The 15,380-nt window shown below is 40.0% G+C and carries 12 protein-coding genes; 8 read left to right on the forward strand and 4 right to left on the reverse strand.

Annotated elements, in window-relative coordinates:
* From dnaA to gyrB, 4 genes are read left to right on the forward strand one after another with little or no spacing between them, the layout of a single operon-like run.
* Entirely contained in the window at window positions 1-1,383 is a 1,383-nt protein-coding gene (gene dnaA / locus HWV01_RS00005; RefSeq protein WP_045112335.1) for a chromosomal replication initiator protein DnaA, read from the forward strand.
* A 15-nt stretch (window positions 1,384-1,398) separates the two neighbouring features.
* Complete coding sequence (gene dnaN / locus HWV01_RS00010) at window positions 1,399-2,499, forward strand: DNA polymerase III subunit beta (protein WP_211673533.1); 1,101 nt, start codon at window positions 1,399-1,401, stop codon at window positions 2,497-2,499.
* Between the two features lie 6 nt (window positions 2,500-2,505).
* Complete coding sequence (recF, locus tag HWV01_RS00015; RefSeq protein ID WP_211673534.1) at window positions 2,506-3,591, forward strand: DNA replication/repair protein RecF; 1,086 nt, start codon at window positions 2,506-2,508, stop codon at window positions 3,589-3,591.
* A 23-nt stretch (window positions 3,592-3,614) separates the two neighbouring features.
* Complete coding sequence (gene gyrB, locus HWV01_RS00020) at window positions 3,615-6,032, forward strand: DNA topoisomerase (ATP-hydrolyzing) subunit B (RefSeq protein ID WP_211673535.1); 2,418 nt, start codon at window positions 3,615-3,617, stop codon at window positions 6,030-6,032.
* A 119-nt stretch (window positions 6,033-6,151) separates the two neighbouring features.
* On the opposite strand, the gene HWV01_RS00025 is transcribed toward gyrB, so the two are convergent.
* A complete protein-coding gene (locus tag HWV01_RS00025; protein WP_211673536.1) occupies window positions 6,152-7,429 on the reverse strand; it encodes a valine--pyruvate transaminase in 1,278 nt (425 codons plus the stop codon).
* Between the two features lie 334 nt (window positions 7,430-7,763).
* Between HWV01_RS00025 and HWV01_RS00030 the strand changes: the two genes are divergently transcribed.
* Together HWV01_RS00030 and HWV01_RS00035 are read left to right on the forward strand one after the other, a co-directional pair.
* Window positions 7,764-9,383 (forward strand): AAA family ATPase, encoded by a 1,620-nt coding sequence (locus HWV01_RS00030; protein ID WP_211673537.1) that lies wholly within the window; start codon window positions 7,764-7,766, stop codon window positions 9,381-9,383.
* A gap of 5 nt (window positions 9,384-9,388) precedes the next feature.
* Window positions 9,389-10,798, forward strand: a complete 1,410-nt coding sequence (locus HWV01_RS00035) for a hypothetical protein (RefSeq protein WP_211673538.1) — start codon at window positions 9,389-9,391, stop codon at window positions 10,796-10,798.
* A 148-nt stretch (window positions 10,799-10,946) separates the two neighbouring features.
* Here the strand turns inward: HWV01_RS00035 and glyS are convergent, their stop codons facing one another.
* The 3 genes from glyS to tusA all read right to left on the reverse strand — a co-directional run bounded on the left by glyS (window position 10,947) and on the right by tusA (window position 14,392).
* A complete protein-coding gene (gene glyS, locus HWV01_RS00040) occupies window positions 10,947-13,019 on the reverse strand; it encodes a glycine--tRNA ligase subunit beta (protein ID WP_211673539.1) in 2,073 nt (690 codons plus the stop codon).
* A gap of 8 nt (window positions 13,020-13,027) precedes the next feature.
* Complete coding sequence (gene glyQ, locus HWV01_RS00045; RefSeq protein WP_045112710.1) at window positions 13,028-13,939, reverse strand: glycine--tRNA ligase subunit alpha; 912 nt, start codon at window positions 13,937-13,939, stop codon at window positions 13,028-13,030.
* A 204-nt stretch (window positions 13,940-14,143) separates the two neighbouring features.
* Complete coding sequence (gene tusA, locus HWV01_RS00050; protein WP_211673540.1) at window positions 14,144-14,392, reverse strand: sulfurtransferase TusA; 249 nt, start codon at window positions 14,390-14,392, stop codon at window positions 14,144-14,146.
* A gap of 153 nt (window positions 14,393-14,545) precedes the next feature.
* Here tusA and HWV01_RS00055 point away from each other — a divergent pair, with 153 nt between their 5' ends.
* Both HWV01_RS00055 and bfr read left to right on the forward strand, forming a co-directional pair.
* Window positions 14,546-14,749: a hypothetical protein gene (locus HWV01_RS00055; RefSeq protein WP_211673541.1), complete on the forward strand. Its 204-nt coding sequence runs from the start codon at window positions 14,546-14,548 to the stop codon at window positions 14,747-14,749.
* Between the two features lie 119 nt (window positions 14,750-14,868).
* Complete coding sequence (bfr, locus tag HWV01_RS00060) at window positions 14,869-15,342, forward strand: bacterioferritin (RefSeq protein WP_045112325.1); 474 nt, start codon at window positions 14,869-14,871, stop codon at window positions 15,340-15,342.
* Window positions 15,343-15,380: the final 38 nt, after the last annotated feature.

The following is a 15,380-nucleotide window of genomic DNA, read 5'->3' on the forward strand; positions in this document are numbered from 1 at the left end:
GTGTCCGTTTCTCTTTGGCAGCAGTGCCTTTCGCGCTTACAAAATGAGCTTTCCTCTACTGAATTCAGTATGTGGTTACGCCCACTGAAAGCTGAACTTACCGACAGTACTCTCACCTTGTATGCTCCGAATCGTTTTGTACTTGATTGGGTTCGAGACAAATACCTTAATTCAATTACGGCATTATTCGATGAGTTTTGTGGTGCAGATGCACCTATCTTACGTTTTGATATTGGTGGTAAAGCGACGAAGGTAACACAAACGACTACCAAGGTTGATCGTGTAGTGACTCAAAAAGTGATCTCAAGACCAGCACTGGACCCGTGGGAATCTAGCTCACCACAGCAGCCGACAATTAATCACCGTAGCAATGTGAATTTAACGTATACGTTCGACAACTTTGTTGAAGGTAAGTCAAACCAATTAGCACGTGCAGCTGCACAGCAGGTAGCGAGTAATCCGGGTGGTGCTTATAACCCGTTATTTCTATACGGTGGCACAGGTTTAGGTAAAACGCATTTATTACACGCAGTTGGTAATGGTATTAAAGCGCAAAAACCTAATGCCAAAGTGATCTATATGCACTCTGAGCGTTTTGTTCAGGACATGGTTAAAGCATTACAGAACAATGCCATTGAAGCGTTCAAAAATTATTACCGCAGTGTTGATGCATTATTGATTGATGACATTCAATTTTTTGCTAAGAAAGAACGTTCACAAGAAGAATTTTTTCATACTTTTAATGCCTTACTTGAAGGTAACCAACAGATTATTTTAACTTCCGATCGTTATCCAAAAGAGATTGATGGTGTTGAAGATAGATTGAAATCTCGTTTTGGTTGGGGTTTAACTATTGCCATTGAACCACCAGAATTGGAAACTCGTGTTGCCATCTTAATGCGTAAAGCGGTTGAAAGTAACATTCATTTACCCGATGAAGTAGCGTTCTTTATTGCCAAACGTTTACGTTCGAACGTACGTGAGCTGGAAGGGGCATTGAATCGAGTGATCGCGAATGCTAACTTTACGGGTCGTGCTATTAATATTGACTTTGTCCGAGAGGCATTACGTGATTTATTAGCACTGCAAGAAAAACTGGTGACCATTGATAATATTCAAAAGACAGTTGCAGAATATTATAAGATTAAAATTGCCGATTTGTTGTCGAAGCGTCGTAGTCGTTCTGTCGCCAGACCACGTCAAGTAGCTATGGCATTAGCCAAAGAATTAACCAATCACAGCTTACCGGAAATTGGTGATGCGTTTGGTGGCCGTGACCATACTACGGTATTACATGCTTGTCGTAAGATCGTGCAACTGAAAGAAGAAAATCACGATATTAAAGAAGATTATTCTAATTTGATCAGAACACTATCGTCGTAAAAAAGGTTATATTAAATGCAGTTTACAATTAATCGCGAAGCATTATTACGACCGCTACAGTTGGTATCGGGTGCCTTGGGTAACCGTCCAACTTTACCGATCTTAGGTAATATATTACTTGATGCCAAAGATGGTAAATTATCGTTAACAGGTACTGATCTGGAAGTCGAGTTAATTGGTCAAGTTAGTCTTGAAGGTGAGTACAGTGAAGGCCGTACTACTGTGCCTGCGAAAAAATTCCTGGATATATGTCGAGGGTTACCTGATGGTGCACAAATTCAAGTCAATTATGCGAATGATCGTATTGTGGTGAAATCAGGACGTAGCCGTTTTTCTTTATCAACGTTACCTGCAACAGAATTTCCAAATATTGAAGATTGGGATAACGATATTGAATTTGAACTGCTGCAAGGTTCATTACGTCGATTGATTGATAATACCCAGTTCTCAATGGCAAGTCAGGATGTACGTTATTATCTTAACGGTATGTTATTCGAAACTGAAGGTAATGTACTACGAACTGTCGCAACCGATGGCCACCGCCTAGCTGTGGCAAGTTGTCAGCATGATGCTAATCTCGCGCAGCAGCAAGTTATCGTGCCGCGTAAAGGTGTACTTGAATTAGTGCGCTTGTTAGACAGTGAAGAAGACATGGTTAAGATTCAGTTAGGTAGTAATAACATTCGTGCTATCACCGGCGGTTTTGTTTTTACTTGTAAATTGGTTGATGGTCGTTTTCCTGATTACCGTCGGGTATTACCAAAAAATGCCGATAAGATGTTAATATCTGGTCGTGAAGAATTGAAACAAGCCTTCTCGCGTGCCGCTATTTTATCGAATGAAAAATTCCGTGGTGTGCGTCTGAATATGAACCAAGGTCTACTTAAGATTACGGCTAATAACCCAGAGCAAGAAGAAGCTGAAGAGTTGCTTGATGTTGAGTTTGGCTACGATGAGTTAGAGATTAGCTTCAACGTAAGTTATGTATTAGACGTATTAAACACGCTTAAATGTGACAAAGTTAAAATGTCATTATTAGATGCGAACAGCAGTGCCTTGATTGAAGATGAACAATCTGATCAAGCATTGTATGTTGTTATGCCAATGCGGTTATAAGTTTAGATGGGACTGGTTAAGCTAAATATCACTGATTTTAGAAATATTAAACAAGTATCCATGCAACCGGGTGTGGGTGTTAATATTATTCTGGGTGAGAATGGCAGTGGTAAATCAAGTGTACTTGAAGCGATTCATTACTTGGGGTTAGGGCGTTCTTTTCGCACTCACTTAACCAGTCGCGTTGTGAAACATGGTGAGAAGGATTTCATTTTATTTTCGCAATGTCAGCAGCGATTAAACGATGAACAGATCACCACTATCGGGTTAAAGAAATCAAAAAACAGTGATACAGAATTAAAAATTGCCGGACAAAAAGCAGAACGGTTAGCAGAATTACCCGGCATATTACCGTTACAATTAATTCATCCTGAAAGTTTTACCTTACTTTCAAGTGGCCCTAAATTACGTCGACAATTTGTTGATTGGGGAGTGTTCCACATGGAACCAGAATTTTTTGCTACATGGGCAAAGTTGACGCGATTATTAAAACAGCGTAATGCTATTTTAAAATCGGGCAAGCGTTATGCTGAGCTAGCATATTGGGATAAGGAGTTTGCAGTTCAAGGGACTACTATTGCGCAGATGCGCAGTCGTTATCTTGAACAGCTTAATCCGATAATTAAATCTGCCTTGGCAGACTTCTTACCCGAGTATGAATTTGATATTCGCTATTATCAAGGATGGGATAGTGGTATCGAGTTAGCTGAATTATTAAAACAAAATTTTATGCGTGATCAACAGTTAGGTTACACTAGCTTAGGTCCGCAAAAAGCGGATATCCGAATTAGAGCGAACGGAGTACCGGCACACGATATTTTATCAAGAGGTCAACTTAAATTGGCTGTGTGCGCAATGCGATTAAGTCAGGGACTTTTTTTAAGTCAGCATAGCAATAAGCGATGCACTTTTTTAATCGATGACTTTTCCTCAGAACTTGATGACAGTAAACGGAAGTTGCTGGCGCAGTATCTGATTGAGAGTAAGGCTCAAGTATTTGTTACGGCTATTGAGAAAAGTCAGGTAACAGCTCTTTTAACAGAAAGCTGTAAAATGTTTCACGTGGAACATGGCAAATTAATTGAATTTTAAATATAAAGGCGCGAGAGCTAACTATGTCTGAAAATAATTACGACTCTTCAAGTATTAAAGTACTGAAAGGCTTGGACGCGGTGCGTAAGCGCCCCGGTATGTATATTGGTGATACTGATGATGGTTCAGGTTTGCACCACATGGTATTTGAGGTTGTAGATAACTCTATCGATGAAGCTTTAGCGGGTCATTGTACTGATGTTGTAGTAACGATACACGAAGATGGTTCTGTATCTGTTAGTGATGACGGTCGTGGTATTCCGGTTGATATTCATGAAGAAGAGGGGGTTTCTGCTGCCGAAGTTATTTTAACGGTACTGCATGCCGGTGGTAAATTCGATGATAATTCGTATAAAGTATCTGGTGGTTTACACGGTGTAGGTGTTTCTGTTGTAAATGCATTATCAGAAAAATTAGAATTAACCATTCATCGCCACGGTCATATCCATCAGCAAATTTATCGTCATGGTGAACCACAAGCACCGATCGCAGTGATTGGTGATATTGATACAACGGGTACTGAATTACGCTTTTGGCCTAGTCATGAGACTTTCACCAATACATTATTTCATTATGATATTTTAGCAAAACGTTTACGTGAGTTATCTTTCCTAAACTCAGGTGTTTCAATTAAATTAATTGATGAACGTGAAGACGGTAAATCGGATCATTTCGTTTATGAAGGTGGCATCAAGGCATTTGTTGATTACTTAAATGTAAACAAAACACCAATCAACAAAGACGCATTTCACTTCTCGGTTGAACGTGAAGACGGGATTACTGTTGAAGTTGCGATGCAGTGGAACGATGGTTTCCAGGAAGGTATCTATTGCTTTACCAATAATATTCCGCAACGCGATGGTGGTACTCACCTTGCAGGTTTCCGTGGTGCATTAACGCGTACGTTAAACAACTACATGGAAAAAGAAGGCTTCTTGAAAAAAGCCAAGTCGTCGACTGCTACTGGTGATGATGCCCGTGAAGGTCTAACTGCTGTTATTTCTGTGAAGGTACCTGATCCTAAGTTCTCTTCACAAACTAAAGATAAATTAGTGTCTTCAGAAGTTAAATCTGCCGTAGAACAAGCTATGGGTGAAAAGCTAGCTGAATACTTGCTAGAGAATCCGAAAGAAGCATCAACTGTTGTGACTAAAATTATCGATGCATCACGTGCGCGCGAAGCTGCACGTAAAGCACGTGATATGACTCGTCGTAAAGGTGCATTAGATTTAGCTGGTCTGCCAGGTAAACTTGCGGATTGTCAGGAAAAAGATCCGGCACTTTCTGAACTTTATATTGTGGAAGGTGACTCTGCTGGCGGTTCAGCTAAGCAGGGGCGTAATCGTAAAAACCAAGCAATTCTACCGTTAAAAGGTAAGATCTTAAACGTAGAAAAAGCCCGTTTTGATAAAATGTTATCATCACAAGAAGTCGCTACCTTAATCACAGCGATGGGTTGTGGTATTGGTCGTGATGAATATAACCCGGATAAAACGCGTTATCATCAAATCATTATCATGACCGATGCCGACGTCGATGGTTCACACATCCGTACCTTATTGTTGACTTTCTTCTTCCGTCAAATGCCGGAATTGATTGAACGTGGTTATATTTATATTGCTCAGCCACCGTTGTATAAAATGAAGAAAGGTAAACAAGAACGTTACCTCAAAGATGATGCCGACTTAACTCAATACCTTACTACTATCGCGTTAGATGGTGCTGGCTTGTTTGTTAATCCAGATGCGCCAGCTATTCAAGGTGCAGCATTAGAAGATTTAGTTAATGGTTACCGTAAGATTGAAACATTAATGGCGAAGCTAAATCGTAGTTTACCAAAAGTGTTCACTAACGAAATGATTTATCAATCACCGTTAACCACTGAGATGCAGGCAGATGAAGCGCTAACGACGGCATGGGCTGAAGAACTCATTGTCACGTTAACCGCGAAAGAAATGTCGGGTACCTTGTACTCTGCACGTATTGCACAAGATGAAGAAAGTCAGTTATTCTATCCTGTGCTGTCTATCCGTCAACATGGTTTAGATACGAACTATGACTTTACGCCTGGTTTCTTTAAGTCAAAAGAATACGCGACACTGACTGGTTTAGGTATCGCTAATTTACTTGAAGAAGGCGCTTATATTAAACGTGGTGAGAAGAGTCGCGAAGTAACGAGCTTTGTTGATGCACTAAATTGGATAATGGCTGAATCGAAACGTGGTAGTTATATCCAACGCTATAAAGGTCTAGGTGAAATGAACCCTAGTCAGTTATGGGAAACAACCATGGATCCTGAAACGCGTCGTATGTTGCAAGTGCGTATTGAAGATGCTGTTGCAGCCGATCAATTATTCACAACCTTAATGGGTGATCATGTTGAACCGCGTCGTGAATTTATCGAAGAAAATGCATTAAAAGTAGCTAACTTAGATTTCTAATCTTGTTATATTGAATGTATTAAAAAGGAGCCTAGTGGCTCCTTTTTTGTATCTGTTGATTTTTATTATATAATTCAGATAAGTATAGCAACCGTTTACTGCAAACTTATTCGATAAGATTAAGCGGTTGCTGTACTTATTACTACCATTTCAGCGTAAGCTTTTTGTACTTCTTCGGCAATTATCTTGATCCCTCGTTGTACAGCCTCATCTGGCTGCGAATAGTTCATGCGGATACATTCATCGGTATGACGCCATTCTTCATCTAGACCAGGAAAAAAATGATGACCCGATACAATGAGAACGCCACGTGTTTTCAAGCGCTCATACAGTTCTTGGCTGCTGATAGGCAGATCTTCGAACCATAACCATAAGAAGATAGCGCCTTCCGGTTTATGAATTCGGAAGCGTTCATCGGTAATACTGTCTTGTAACCAAGTCACGGCTTGCTGTGCTTTGGCATAATAGTAAGGCTTGATCACATTTTCACTTAAGCTAATGATGTCACCAGACTCAACAAGGTTTTGTGCCAGCATTGGCCCTAAGCTACCAGGTGCTAAGTTAATTATACCGCTTAAGTTCGAGATTGCGGAGATGACTTCTTCATTACCAATCACGATACCGCAACGGGTGCCGGGTAAGCCGAGTTTTGAAAGACTCATACATAAGATGGTATTGTCGTTGTAAATAGGTTCTACTGGCTCAAATATAATATTTGGAAACGGTGTGCCATAAGCGTTATCTATTAGTAAGGGGATATTATGCTGTTTGGCCAGTGCATCAAGACGTTGCATTTCTTCATCGGTTAATACATTACCGGTTGGATTGGTTGGGCGCGATACGCAGATTAAACCAATATCATCGGTAATATGGAGGTTGTCAAAATCAACATGGTATTTAAATAAACCACCATCGAGTAATTCAATCTTAGGCTTCACCGTCTCAAAAAAGTCATCGCTCAGTGCTGTGTCTGTATAACCTATGTATTCCGGAGCTAATGGAAACAATACCTTTTTTTTCTTATTACCGGAAAAGTCACCTGCGAATAAATTGAATAGGTAGAAGAAGGCATTTTGGCTGCCATTAGTTAGGGCTATATTTTTATCGGTTAATTCCCAGCCGTAGGTTTTATTTAATAATGTAGCAAGTGCTGTGGTGAAACTGTTCTTTCCTTGTGGACCATCGTAGTTAGACATTGCTGCAACCAGATCACCACTGCTTAATAATTGTTGTGCTTCACTGTTAAAGCGCTTCAGCATCTCAGGGATTTGAGCAGGGTTACCACCTCCGAGCATGATGACATCATCACCGCTGCGAATACCTTCATTTAGATCATGCATTAGCTGCGTGATCCCTGAGAATTGAGTAAATCTTTGACCAAACAATGAGAATTCCATATCAGCACTTCTTGTAATTATTTAAAGGGTAAACAACCAACATAGCTGAACTTGACGCGGTTGTCGATAGTATGAGAGATGCAAATTTATTTTTATTACTGGGAATGTTTCACGTGAAACATAAGGGTTTTAGTGCTATCGATATTGACAATGTTCCACGTGGAACATCATTTAAAACAGGCTGCGCTTATAGCCAAAAGTACTGAATATCAAAGCTGTAATAATAAAAAAAACACTCTACTCATTATGTATTTATTGTCCGCGACAGATAAGGTAAGGTTGAACTCCAAGATTACAATAATAGCCTTTAAAGAGGCAGGAAGAGCTTATTCCTATGCAAAGAAATTTGTTATCAGAACGTATTGAAACACTAATAGATCATCTTTCTTATGGTATTTATGAACGCCGAGATGCCATAAGATTATGTTTATTAGCCGCCTTAAGTGGTGAAAGTGTGTTTTTATTAGGGCCGCCGGGTATTGCTAAAAGTTTGATTGCGAAACGTATGATTGAAATTTTTGAAGATGAAAGTTACTTCGAATATTTAATGACGCGATTTTCAACACCTGAAGAGATCTTTGGCCCACTATCAATTAAGGCGCTGAAGGATGAAGGTAAATATGTACGTTTAACTAAAGGTTACTTACCAGAAGCTGAAGTAGTGTTTCTCGATGAGATTTGGAAAGCGGGACCTGCGATCTTAAATACCTTATTAACCGTAATTAATGAGCGTACCTTCCATAATGGTATTGAACATCAAAAAGTACCCATGCGGGTTATTGTTTCGGCATCAAATGAATTACCGAGTGCTGATTCAGGCTTGGAAGCCTTATATGATCGTATGTTACTACGTCTATATTTAGAGCCTATTCAAGATAAGCGAAATTTCAAAGCGATGTTAATTCAGAAACCATTACGCCAAATAAACGATAAGATCGTAAAAGTGAGTAATGATGAGTTCGAACTTTGGCAAAACGAGATTAACCAAGTACGTCTCAGTGAGCATTGTTTTGAGATAATTTACGAGCTTAAGTTATTTTTAGAGCAACGCAATACCAGTGGTGAGATGATTGTTGAACCCGTTTATGTCTCTGATCGTCGTTGGAAAAAATCAATGCGTCTGTTGCAAGCCTGTGCTTATTTTAATGGTCGTGATGAAGTAACAGAAACCGATTTATTTATTCTTAAAGATTGTATTTGGCATGACCTGGAATCGCGAGATGTCATTATCGAAGCCACTCACCAATTTGCCAGTAAGCGTTTCTGTGACCAAGATGAAGTGAATTCTGCGTTAGCGAGTATCAAGAATCGATTGATTAAACTTGATGCTGAGTTCATTGATCGCTTTGCGACTCGTTTGATCTCTGATGTGCTATTAACCAAATTACGCTATAAGTTAGATCGTGAATTTGTGCGGAAGTCGAGTCTAAATGGTATTCCGGGTTTATGTAAGATTGCATTATTGGGTGAGTACGATGTATTAGAGCAGGGCTCACAAGAAACCGCAAAGTGGGTACATGTTGGTTTGGATGATTTCCAAAAACAGATAAGAACAGGCTCTTGTTTAGTAAAAGGCTATGTGAATGATCACCGTAACGATGTTTGGTTAAACTTTTCTGTCGATGCTAATCAGCATTTACAAGTCCAAAACTTTGCCAATAAAAGTATTCCGGTTGCCGTTATAGTTTCGGATGTTACGCTGAATATTGATGAAAACTGGTTACAACCTCTAGCTGAGATAGATAAAGAGATCACGGTGATAGCGGATAAGTTGAAGAAAAGCCAACGAGAGTTTAGCTTAACTAACCATAATATTTTTGTCAGTGACGACTTTATGGATGATGTCGCAACCAGTCTTGGTTCATTATCATTAGAGTTGAATAACTTAGTGCAGCATAAAGCGTCGCTATTAGATCGTTTGAATGCAATTGCACGTTTGTTTGAACAAGGCTAATAGGCATGGCTAAGTCTTATAATCAAAACCCAGCTATTCGACAATTAGTTGATGATGCTCTGTTAGACATTACTGCTAATAATCGAGTAACCAGTGATATTAAACTGGCTTACATTAATGATTGGAAGCAGCAGGTCACGACCTTATTAGCGGATATGCCATTACCTGCTGGTTTGAGCAATGAGGTCCATTTGTGCGAGACGGCAAGATTATTGAGTCCGAGTGACTTTAGAAATAAAGTTGAAGGTATTCTGAGTAAGATAAAAGCCGACTCGTCATTTTATCAAACTGGATTAACTATCTATCAGCAAAATAGAAATATGCAGGATGATGTGTTCTTTGCCGTTTTTTTAGATAGCTGGCAGCAAGTAATTGAGTTAATGATGTATCAAGAACAAAACCGTTTAATCGAAGAAAAGCGGGAACAGTTATTGATCGAATTAGCCGAGCGTGAAGAAACGATTGAACAATTAGAAGATGTGCTCGACCGTGATTTATTGTGCAATGGTGAACGTTTATGGGATCTGGCTAAAGGTAAGTTGACCCATTTAGATACCAAGTTGCTGCAACGTTATGCTGCTAATTTACGTAAGAACAAAGAAGTTAAACAAATTGCCTCTGAGCTCGGACGCATGGCGCTTGCACACATTAACCCGGAAGAAACACCGAACAGTTATGAAACCTGGGTATTGGATAATAGCTATCAAGATAATGTTCCAGATGATATGCAAGGCGTTACCTACAGTGATGAAATCTCACGGATGCTGCAAACCGAAGCGGTTAACTTAACGTTTCCTGAGTTAGAGATCATCTTTTATAAACGCTATGTAGAGCGCCACTTATTGACTTATCAGTATCAAGGCGCGCTGCAACAGTATAAAAAAATAACGCAGTATCATGATATTACCGATGCTGATGAGCAAATAGGCGGGCCTTTTATTATCTGTGTTGATAGCTCAACATCGATGCAAGGCTTTCCTGAACTGACTGCCAAATCGATTTGTTATGCTTTGTTGCAAGTTGCATTTGAGCAACGACGTCAATGCTACTTGATGATGTTTTCTAATGAAGTGATCACCTTTCCAGTAACGCAAAGTACCAGCTTATCGACGATGCTAACTTTCTTGTCATCAAGCTTTCGTGGTGGTACAGACCTGCAACCTGTAATCGAAAAGTCACTTGAATTGATGAGTTCGGCACAATATAAAAATGCGGATACTTTAGTTATTTCTGATTTTATAGCACAGAAGTTACCAACGTATTTGGCAGATAAAGTACGTGCAATTAAAGCACAGAAAAATCGTTATCATGCTATTTCATTATCACCGCAAGGTAATCCTGAGTTGATGAAAATATTTGATCACGTTTGGCGTTATTCAGCGGGTTTAACAGGGCGGTTGAAGAAAGTAAAATAGGCGATGTTCCACGTGGAACATGTTCGATATTATTTGCGGCTTTGTTACCTGTTACCGTTTTTATTTTGACCTTGTCATCGAGGTAATAAAAAAGCCAGTATCATAGATACTGGCTTTTTTTATTGCTATTACAAATTCTAATTAAGGGTTACTTCTGTAATACAGAAATATCCGCTACATTTAAAAATTGGTTACGCAGTGTATTTAGTAATGTTAAGCGGTTAATTTTAAGTGCTTCATCATCAGCCATTACCATTACGTTGTCGAAGAATGTATCTACAACTTCACGTAGTTCTGATAATTCTGTTAATGCTTGTTGGTAATCACCGGCCGCAAATAATGGCGCAAGTAATTCCACTTTAGCATCAACAGCAGAAGCCAGTGCTTTTTCAGCATCTTCTTGAAGCAGTGATGCATCAACCACTGAGTTTAGTTCACCTTCAAACTTAGCTAGGATATTACCAACACGTTTATTCGCTGCTGCTAATGTTGCAGAAGCATCTAAACTACGGAAGTGATTGACAGCCTTAACACGCTTATCAAAATCAGCAGGTTTAGTTGGACGACGAGCTAATACTGCTTGAATTACATCAACACTGATACCAACATCTCTGTACCATGCAGGGAAACGGCCAAGTATAAATGCAACAACATCAGTTGATACATTTTGGTTTGATAGCTTGTCACCAAAGAGTACTTTTGCTGTATCAACTAAATCGACAAGATCTAGTGGTAAGTCTTTTTCGATAATGATACGCAATGTACCAATCGCAGCACGACGAAGTGCAAACGGGTCTTTATCACCTTTAGGGATTTGACCAATACCGAAGATACCAACTAGTGTATCTAGTTTGTCAGCAAGTGCGACTGAACAAGCAACTAATGATTCAGGTAGGCGATCACCAGCATAACGAGGCATGTACTGTTCGTTTAGTGCTACTGCTACTTCTTCTGCTTCACCATCGTTGCGCGCATAGTGCATGCCCATCACACCTTGCACGTCAGGAAATTCTACAACCATGTCTGACATTAAGTCAGCTTTAGCGAGTAGACCTGCACGTTGTGCATGCTCTGTATTTGCTGATATTTTACCTGCAATAGCAGCCGCTAAATTAGCAATACGTTGTGATTTTTCTTTTAACGTACCCAGTTGTTTTTGGAATAAAACAGTTTCTAGATCAGCAAGACGACTTTCTAATGACCGTTTCTTATCTGTGTTAAAGAAGAATTCAGCATCTGCTAGGCGAGGGCGTACAACTTTTTCGTTACCTTCAATTACTTGTCTAACATCTTTACTGATGATGTTTGAAACAAATATAAATTTAGGTAAAAGCTCGCCGTCTGTACTTAACATTGGGAAGTACTTTTGGTTGTCTTTCATCGTGTAGATTAAAGCTTCCGCTGGTACGTCGAGGTAACGTTCTTCAAAGTTACCCACTAATGTTACTGGCCATTCTACTAAAGACGTAACTTCTTCGAGGAGGTCTTCTTCGATTTCAGCAACACCGCCGTGTTCGTTTGCAGCCGCAATTACTTGCTTACGAATTACATCTTTACGACGTTCGTAATCAACCATTACCATGCCATGATCTTCAAGTAAATCTACATAGTTGTCAGCGTGTGGTAATTCAAAATCACCTTTACCTAGGAAACGGTGACCACGAATAGTTCGTGCTGCTTTAATACCTAAGATTTCGCCTTCAAGGGCTTCTGCACCAAATAACATCGTAATTGTATGTACTGGACGAATGAATTGAATTGGGCTAGAACCCCAACGCATCGGCTTGCTAACAGGTAGTTTAGCCAAAGACGTCGCTACCATGTCGGCTACAAGAGCTTGTGTTGGTTGACCTTTTACTTCTGACTTATGAAGTAGCCATTCGCCTTTGTCTGTTTTAATTCGACCAGCTTGCTCAACAGTAATACCATTACCGCGTGCCCAACCTTGAGCCGCTTTCGTTGCATTACCATCGGCATCAAATGCAACAGAAATCGCAGGACCGCGTTTTTCAATTACTTTGTCAGCTTGAGCGTCTGCAAGCGCTGTTACTGTTAATGCTAAACGACGTGGTGCTGCCATCCAGTTAACGTCAGCAAATTCTAAACCTGCTTTGTCTAGCTCAGCTTGGAAGTTTGCCGCAAATGCTTCTGCTAATGTGCGTAACGATTTTGGTGGTAATTCTTCAGTACCAATCTCGATTAATAAATTTTCAGTTGCCATGCTACTTCCTATTTGTCTTTTTTACATAGCGGGAAGCCTAGCGCTTCACGAGATGCGTAATACGCTTCAGCAACACCTTTAGAAAGGGTACGGATACGTAAAATATAGCGTTGACGCTCAGTCACAGAGATTGCATGACGTGCATCTAGCATATTAAATGCGTGGCCAGCATCAAGAATACGTTCGTATGCTGGTAGCGGTAGTGGCACTTCTAAATCCAATAGCTTTTGCGCTTCTTTTTCACTTTCATCAAAGAGAGTAAATAGGAAATCCACATTTGCATGCTCGAAGTTGTAAGTAGACTGCTCAACTTCATTTTGGTGGAAAATATCACCATACTTAACAGTGCCTAGAGGACCGTCTGTCCACACTAGGTCATATACGCTGTCTACTTCTTGGATGTACATAGCAAGACGTTCAAGACCGTAAGTCATTTCGCCTGTAACTGGTTTACATTCAAGACCACCAACTGCTTGGAAGTATGTAAACTGCGATACTTCCATACCGTTTAGCCAGATTTCCCAACCTAGACCCCAGGCACCCAATGTTGGGTTTTCCCAGTTGTCTTCAACGAAGCGGATGTCGTGAACCAATGGATCAAGACCAACTTCTTTCAGCGAGTCCAAGTATAATTCTTGGATATTAGCTGGTGATGGTTTGAGCACTACTTGAAACTGGTAGTAGTGTTGTAAACGGTTTGGATTTTCACCATAACGGCCATCAGTTGGACGACGCGATGGTTGAACGTAAGCATAAGCCATTGGCTCTGGACCTAATGAGCGTAAAAACGTCATTGGGTGAGAGGTGCCGGCACCTACTTCCATATCGAATGGTTGTACAATCGCACAACCTTGACGAGCCCAGTAATCCTGCAGTGCTAGGATCAGCCCTTGAAAGGTTTTAACATTATATTTTGACATGATATCTGCACAATAAAGCAAAGAAATAATCATTAAAGTATACCTGCTGCGCAGATATGAATATAGGATAAATTACAATATTTCGTATTGTTAGTGTGGTTTTTTCAAGTATTCGAGCTAGGTTAGCAAGGGTTCGGCAGAAAATCTGGCTAGGGATAGAGGGCTCGCGAATATGCAGTGTTGATATTCGCGTATATTGAGTGACTAATTTACACCTTTTTTGATCAGGTATTGATACGGTAGGTGCTCTGTCTGGCTAGCCACTAGGGTGTGATCCATAAACTGGCAGAAACTTGGGATATCACGTACTGTCGCGGGGTCGTCTGCAAGTATCAATAACGTTTGACCATCCTCTAGTTTTCTCACTGTTTTTCTTACCATCATTACAGGTTCTGGACAGCGTAAACCGAGGGCATCTAGTTCATGTTCTGGATCGGAAAATAATGGGTTCATCAGGCTTTCTCTATGTGGTCAATATACGTTAATAGACTAATATTAGTGAGTGATCGTAATTACATATTGGTAAATTACCAATATGTTGTTAAATTGTTAATGAACGCGAGACATCATCTTGCGCTCTTAAGTAACCATCAACAAGGAGTGTGTATGTTACTACAAGCCAGTGGCAGACTAAAAGTATATTCTTCAATCGCTTTTTTTGCTTTATTAATCATGCTTATGGAAGTTCCTATTGCTGATACCGGTACGTGGCTAGGGGTGCTGAGTATTGTTGGGATAGCAGTTTGGGTGGAATTAAGTGATTATTTTGTTGAAGAAGATAAAGCCAAACACGACGATGATAAAGAATAAATTCACAGAGGGCGATCGCCCTCTGTCTTGTTATCTAACTCGTAATTTCCCACCTTGTAATGGTAAAACTGTGATTGTTATCTAAGCTTAACTCTACTACCTGTTTATTGGAGTTTATGATGAAAGGCAACAGTAAGGTTATCGCGACCCTTAATGGGTTATTACACAATGAATTAGCAGCAATTGATCAATATTTCACCCACTCTCGAATGTACCAGGATTGGGGATTAGAAAAATTATATGAACGGATCAGCCATGAAATGGAAGAAGAAATTACGCATGCTGACGCGCTCATTAAACGTATTCTATTTCTTGAGGGTCGACCGAATTTAAAAGATCGCAGGGATTTATTAATTGGCAGTGATGTGACGAGTATGCTGACTAATGATCTGGTATTGGAAATGGAAGTTGTTGGTGGATTACGTGCTGGTATTAAAGTGTGCGAGGAAGAAGGTGATTATCAAACCCGGGAAGTATTGTTGCCATTACTGGCTGATACTGAAGAAGATCATGTTTACTGGTTAGAGCAGCAGTTAGGGTTGATTAAAAAAATCAGTTTATCTAATTATATCCAGTCGCATATGGGCTCTTAATTCTTATCGTATTACCACATTCATCGTTCAGGAGGCGG

It is taken from the genome of Moritella sp. 5 (assembly GCF_018219455.1).
Taxonomy (GTDB): Bacteria; Pseudomonadota; Gammaproteobacteria; order Enterobacterales; family Moritellaceae; genus Moritella.

What these genes read in the sequence shown, in the direction of transcription:
- dnaN (WP_211673533.1), top strand. Translation starts at nt 1,399, where the DNA reads ATGCAGTTTACAATTAATCGCGAAGCATTATTACGACCGCTACAGTTG.
- recF (WP_211673534.1), top strand. Translation starts at nt 2,506, where the DNA reads ATGGGACTGGTTAAGCTAAATATCACTGATTTTAGAAATATTAAACAA.
- gyrB (WP_211673535.1), top strand. Translation starts at nt 3,615, where the DNA reads ATGTCTGAAAATAATTACGACTCTTCAAGTATTAAAGTACTGAAAGGC.
- HWV01_RS00025 (WP_211673536.1), bottom strand. Translation starts at nt 7,429, where the DNA reads ATGGAATTCTCATTGTTTGGTCAAAGATTTACTCAATTCTCAGGGATC.
- HWV01_RS00030 (WP_211673537.1), top strand. Translation starts at nt 7,764, where the DNA reads ATGCAAAGAAATTTGTTATCAGAACGTATTGAAACACTAATAGATCAT.
- HWV01_RS00035 (WP_211673538.1), top strand. Translation starts at nt 9,389, where the DNA reads ATGGCTAAGTCTTATAATCAAAACCCAGCTATTCGACAATTAGTTGAT.
- glyS (WP_211673539.1), bottom strand. Translation starts at nt 13,019, where the DNA reads ATGGCAACTGAAAATTTATTAATCGAGATTGGTACTGAAGAATTACCA.
- glyQ (WP_045112710.1), bottom strand. Translation starts at nt 13,939, where the DNA reads ATGTCAAAATATAATGTTAAAACCTTTCAAGGGCTGATCCTAGCACTG.
- tusA (WP_211673540.1), bottom strand. Translation starts at nt 14,392, where the DNA reads ATGAACCCATTATTTTCCGATCCAGAACATGAACTAGATGCCCTCGGT.
- HWV01_RS00055 (WP_211673541.1), top strand. Translation starts at nt 14,546, where the DNA reads ATGTTACTACAAGCCAGTGGCAGACTAAAAGTATATTCTTCAATCGCT.
- bfr (WP_045112325.1), top strand. Translation starts at nt 14,869, where the DNA reads ATGAAAGGCAACAGTAAGGTTATCGCGACCCTTAATGGGTTATTACAC.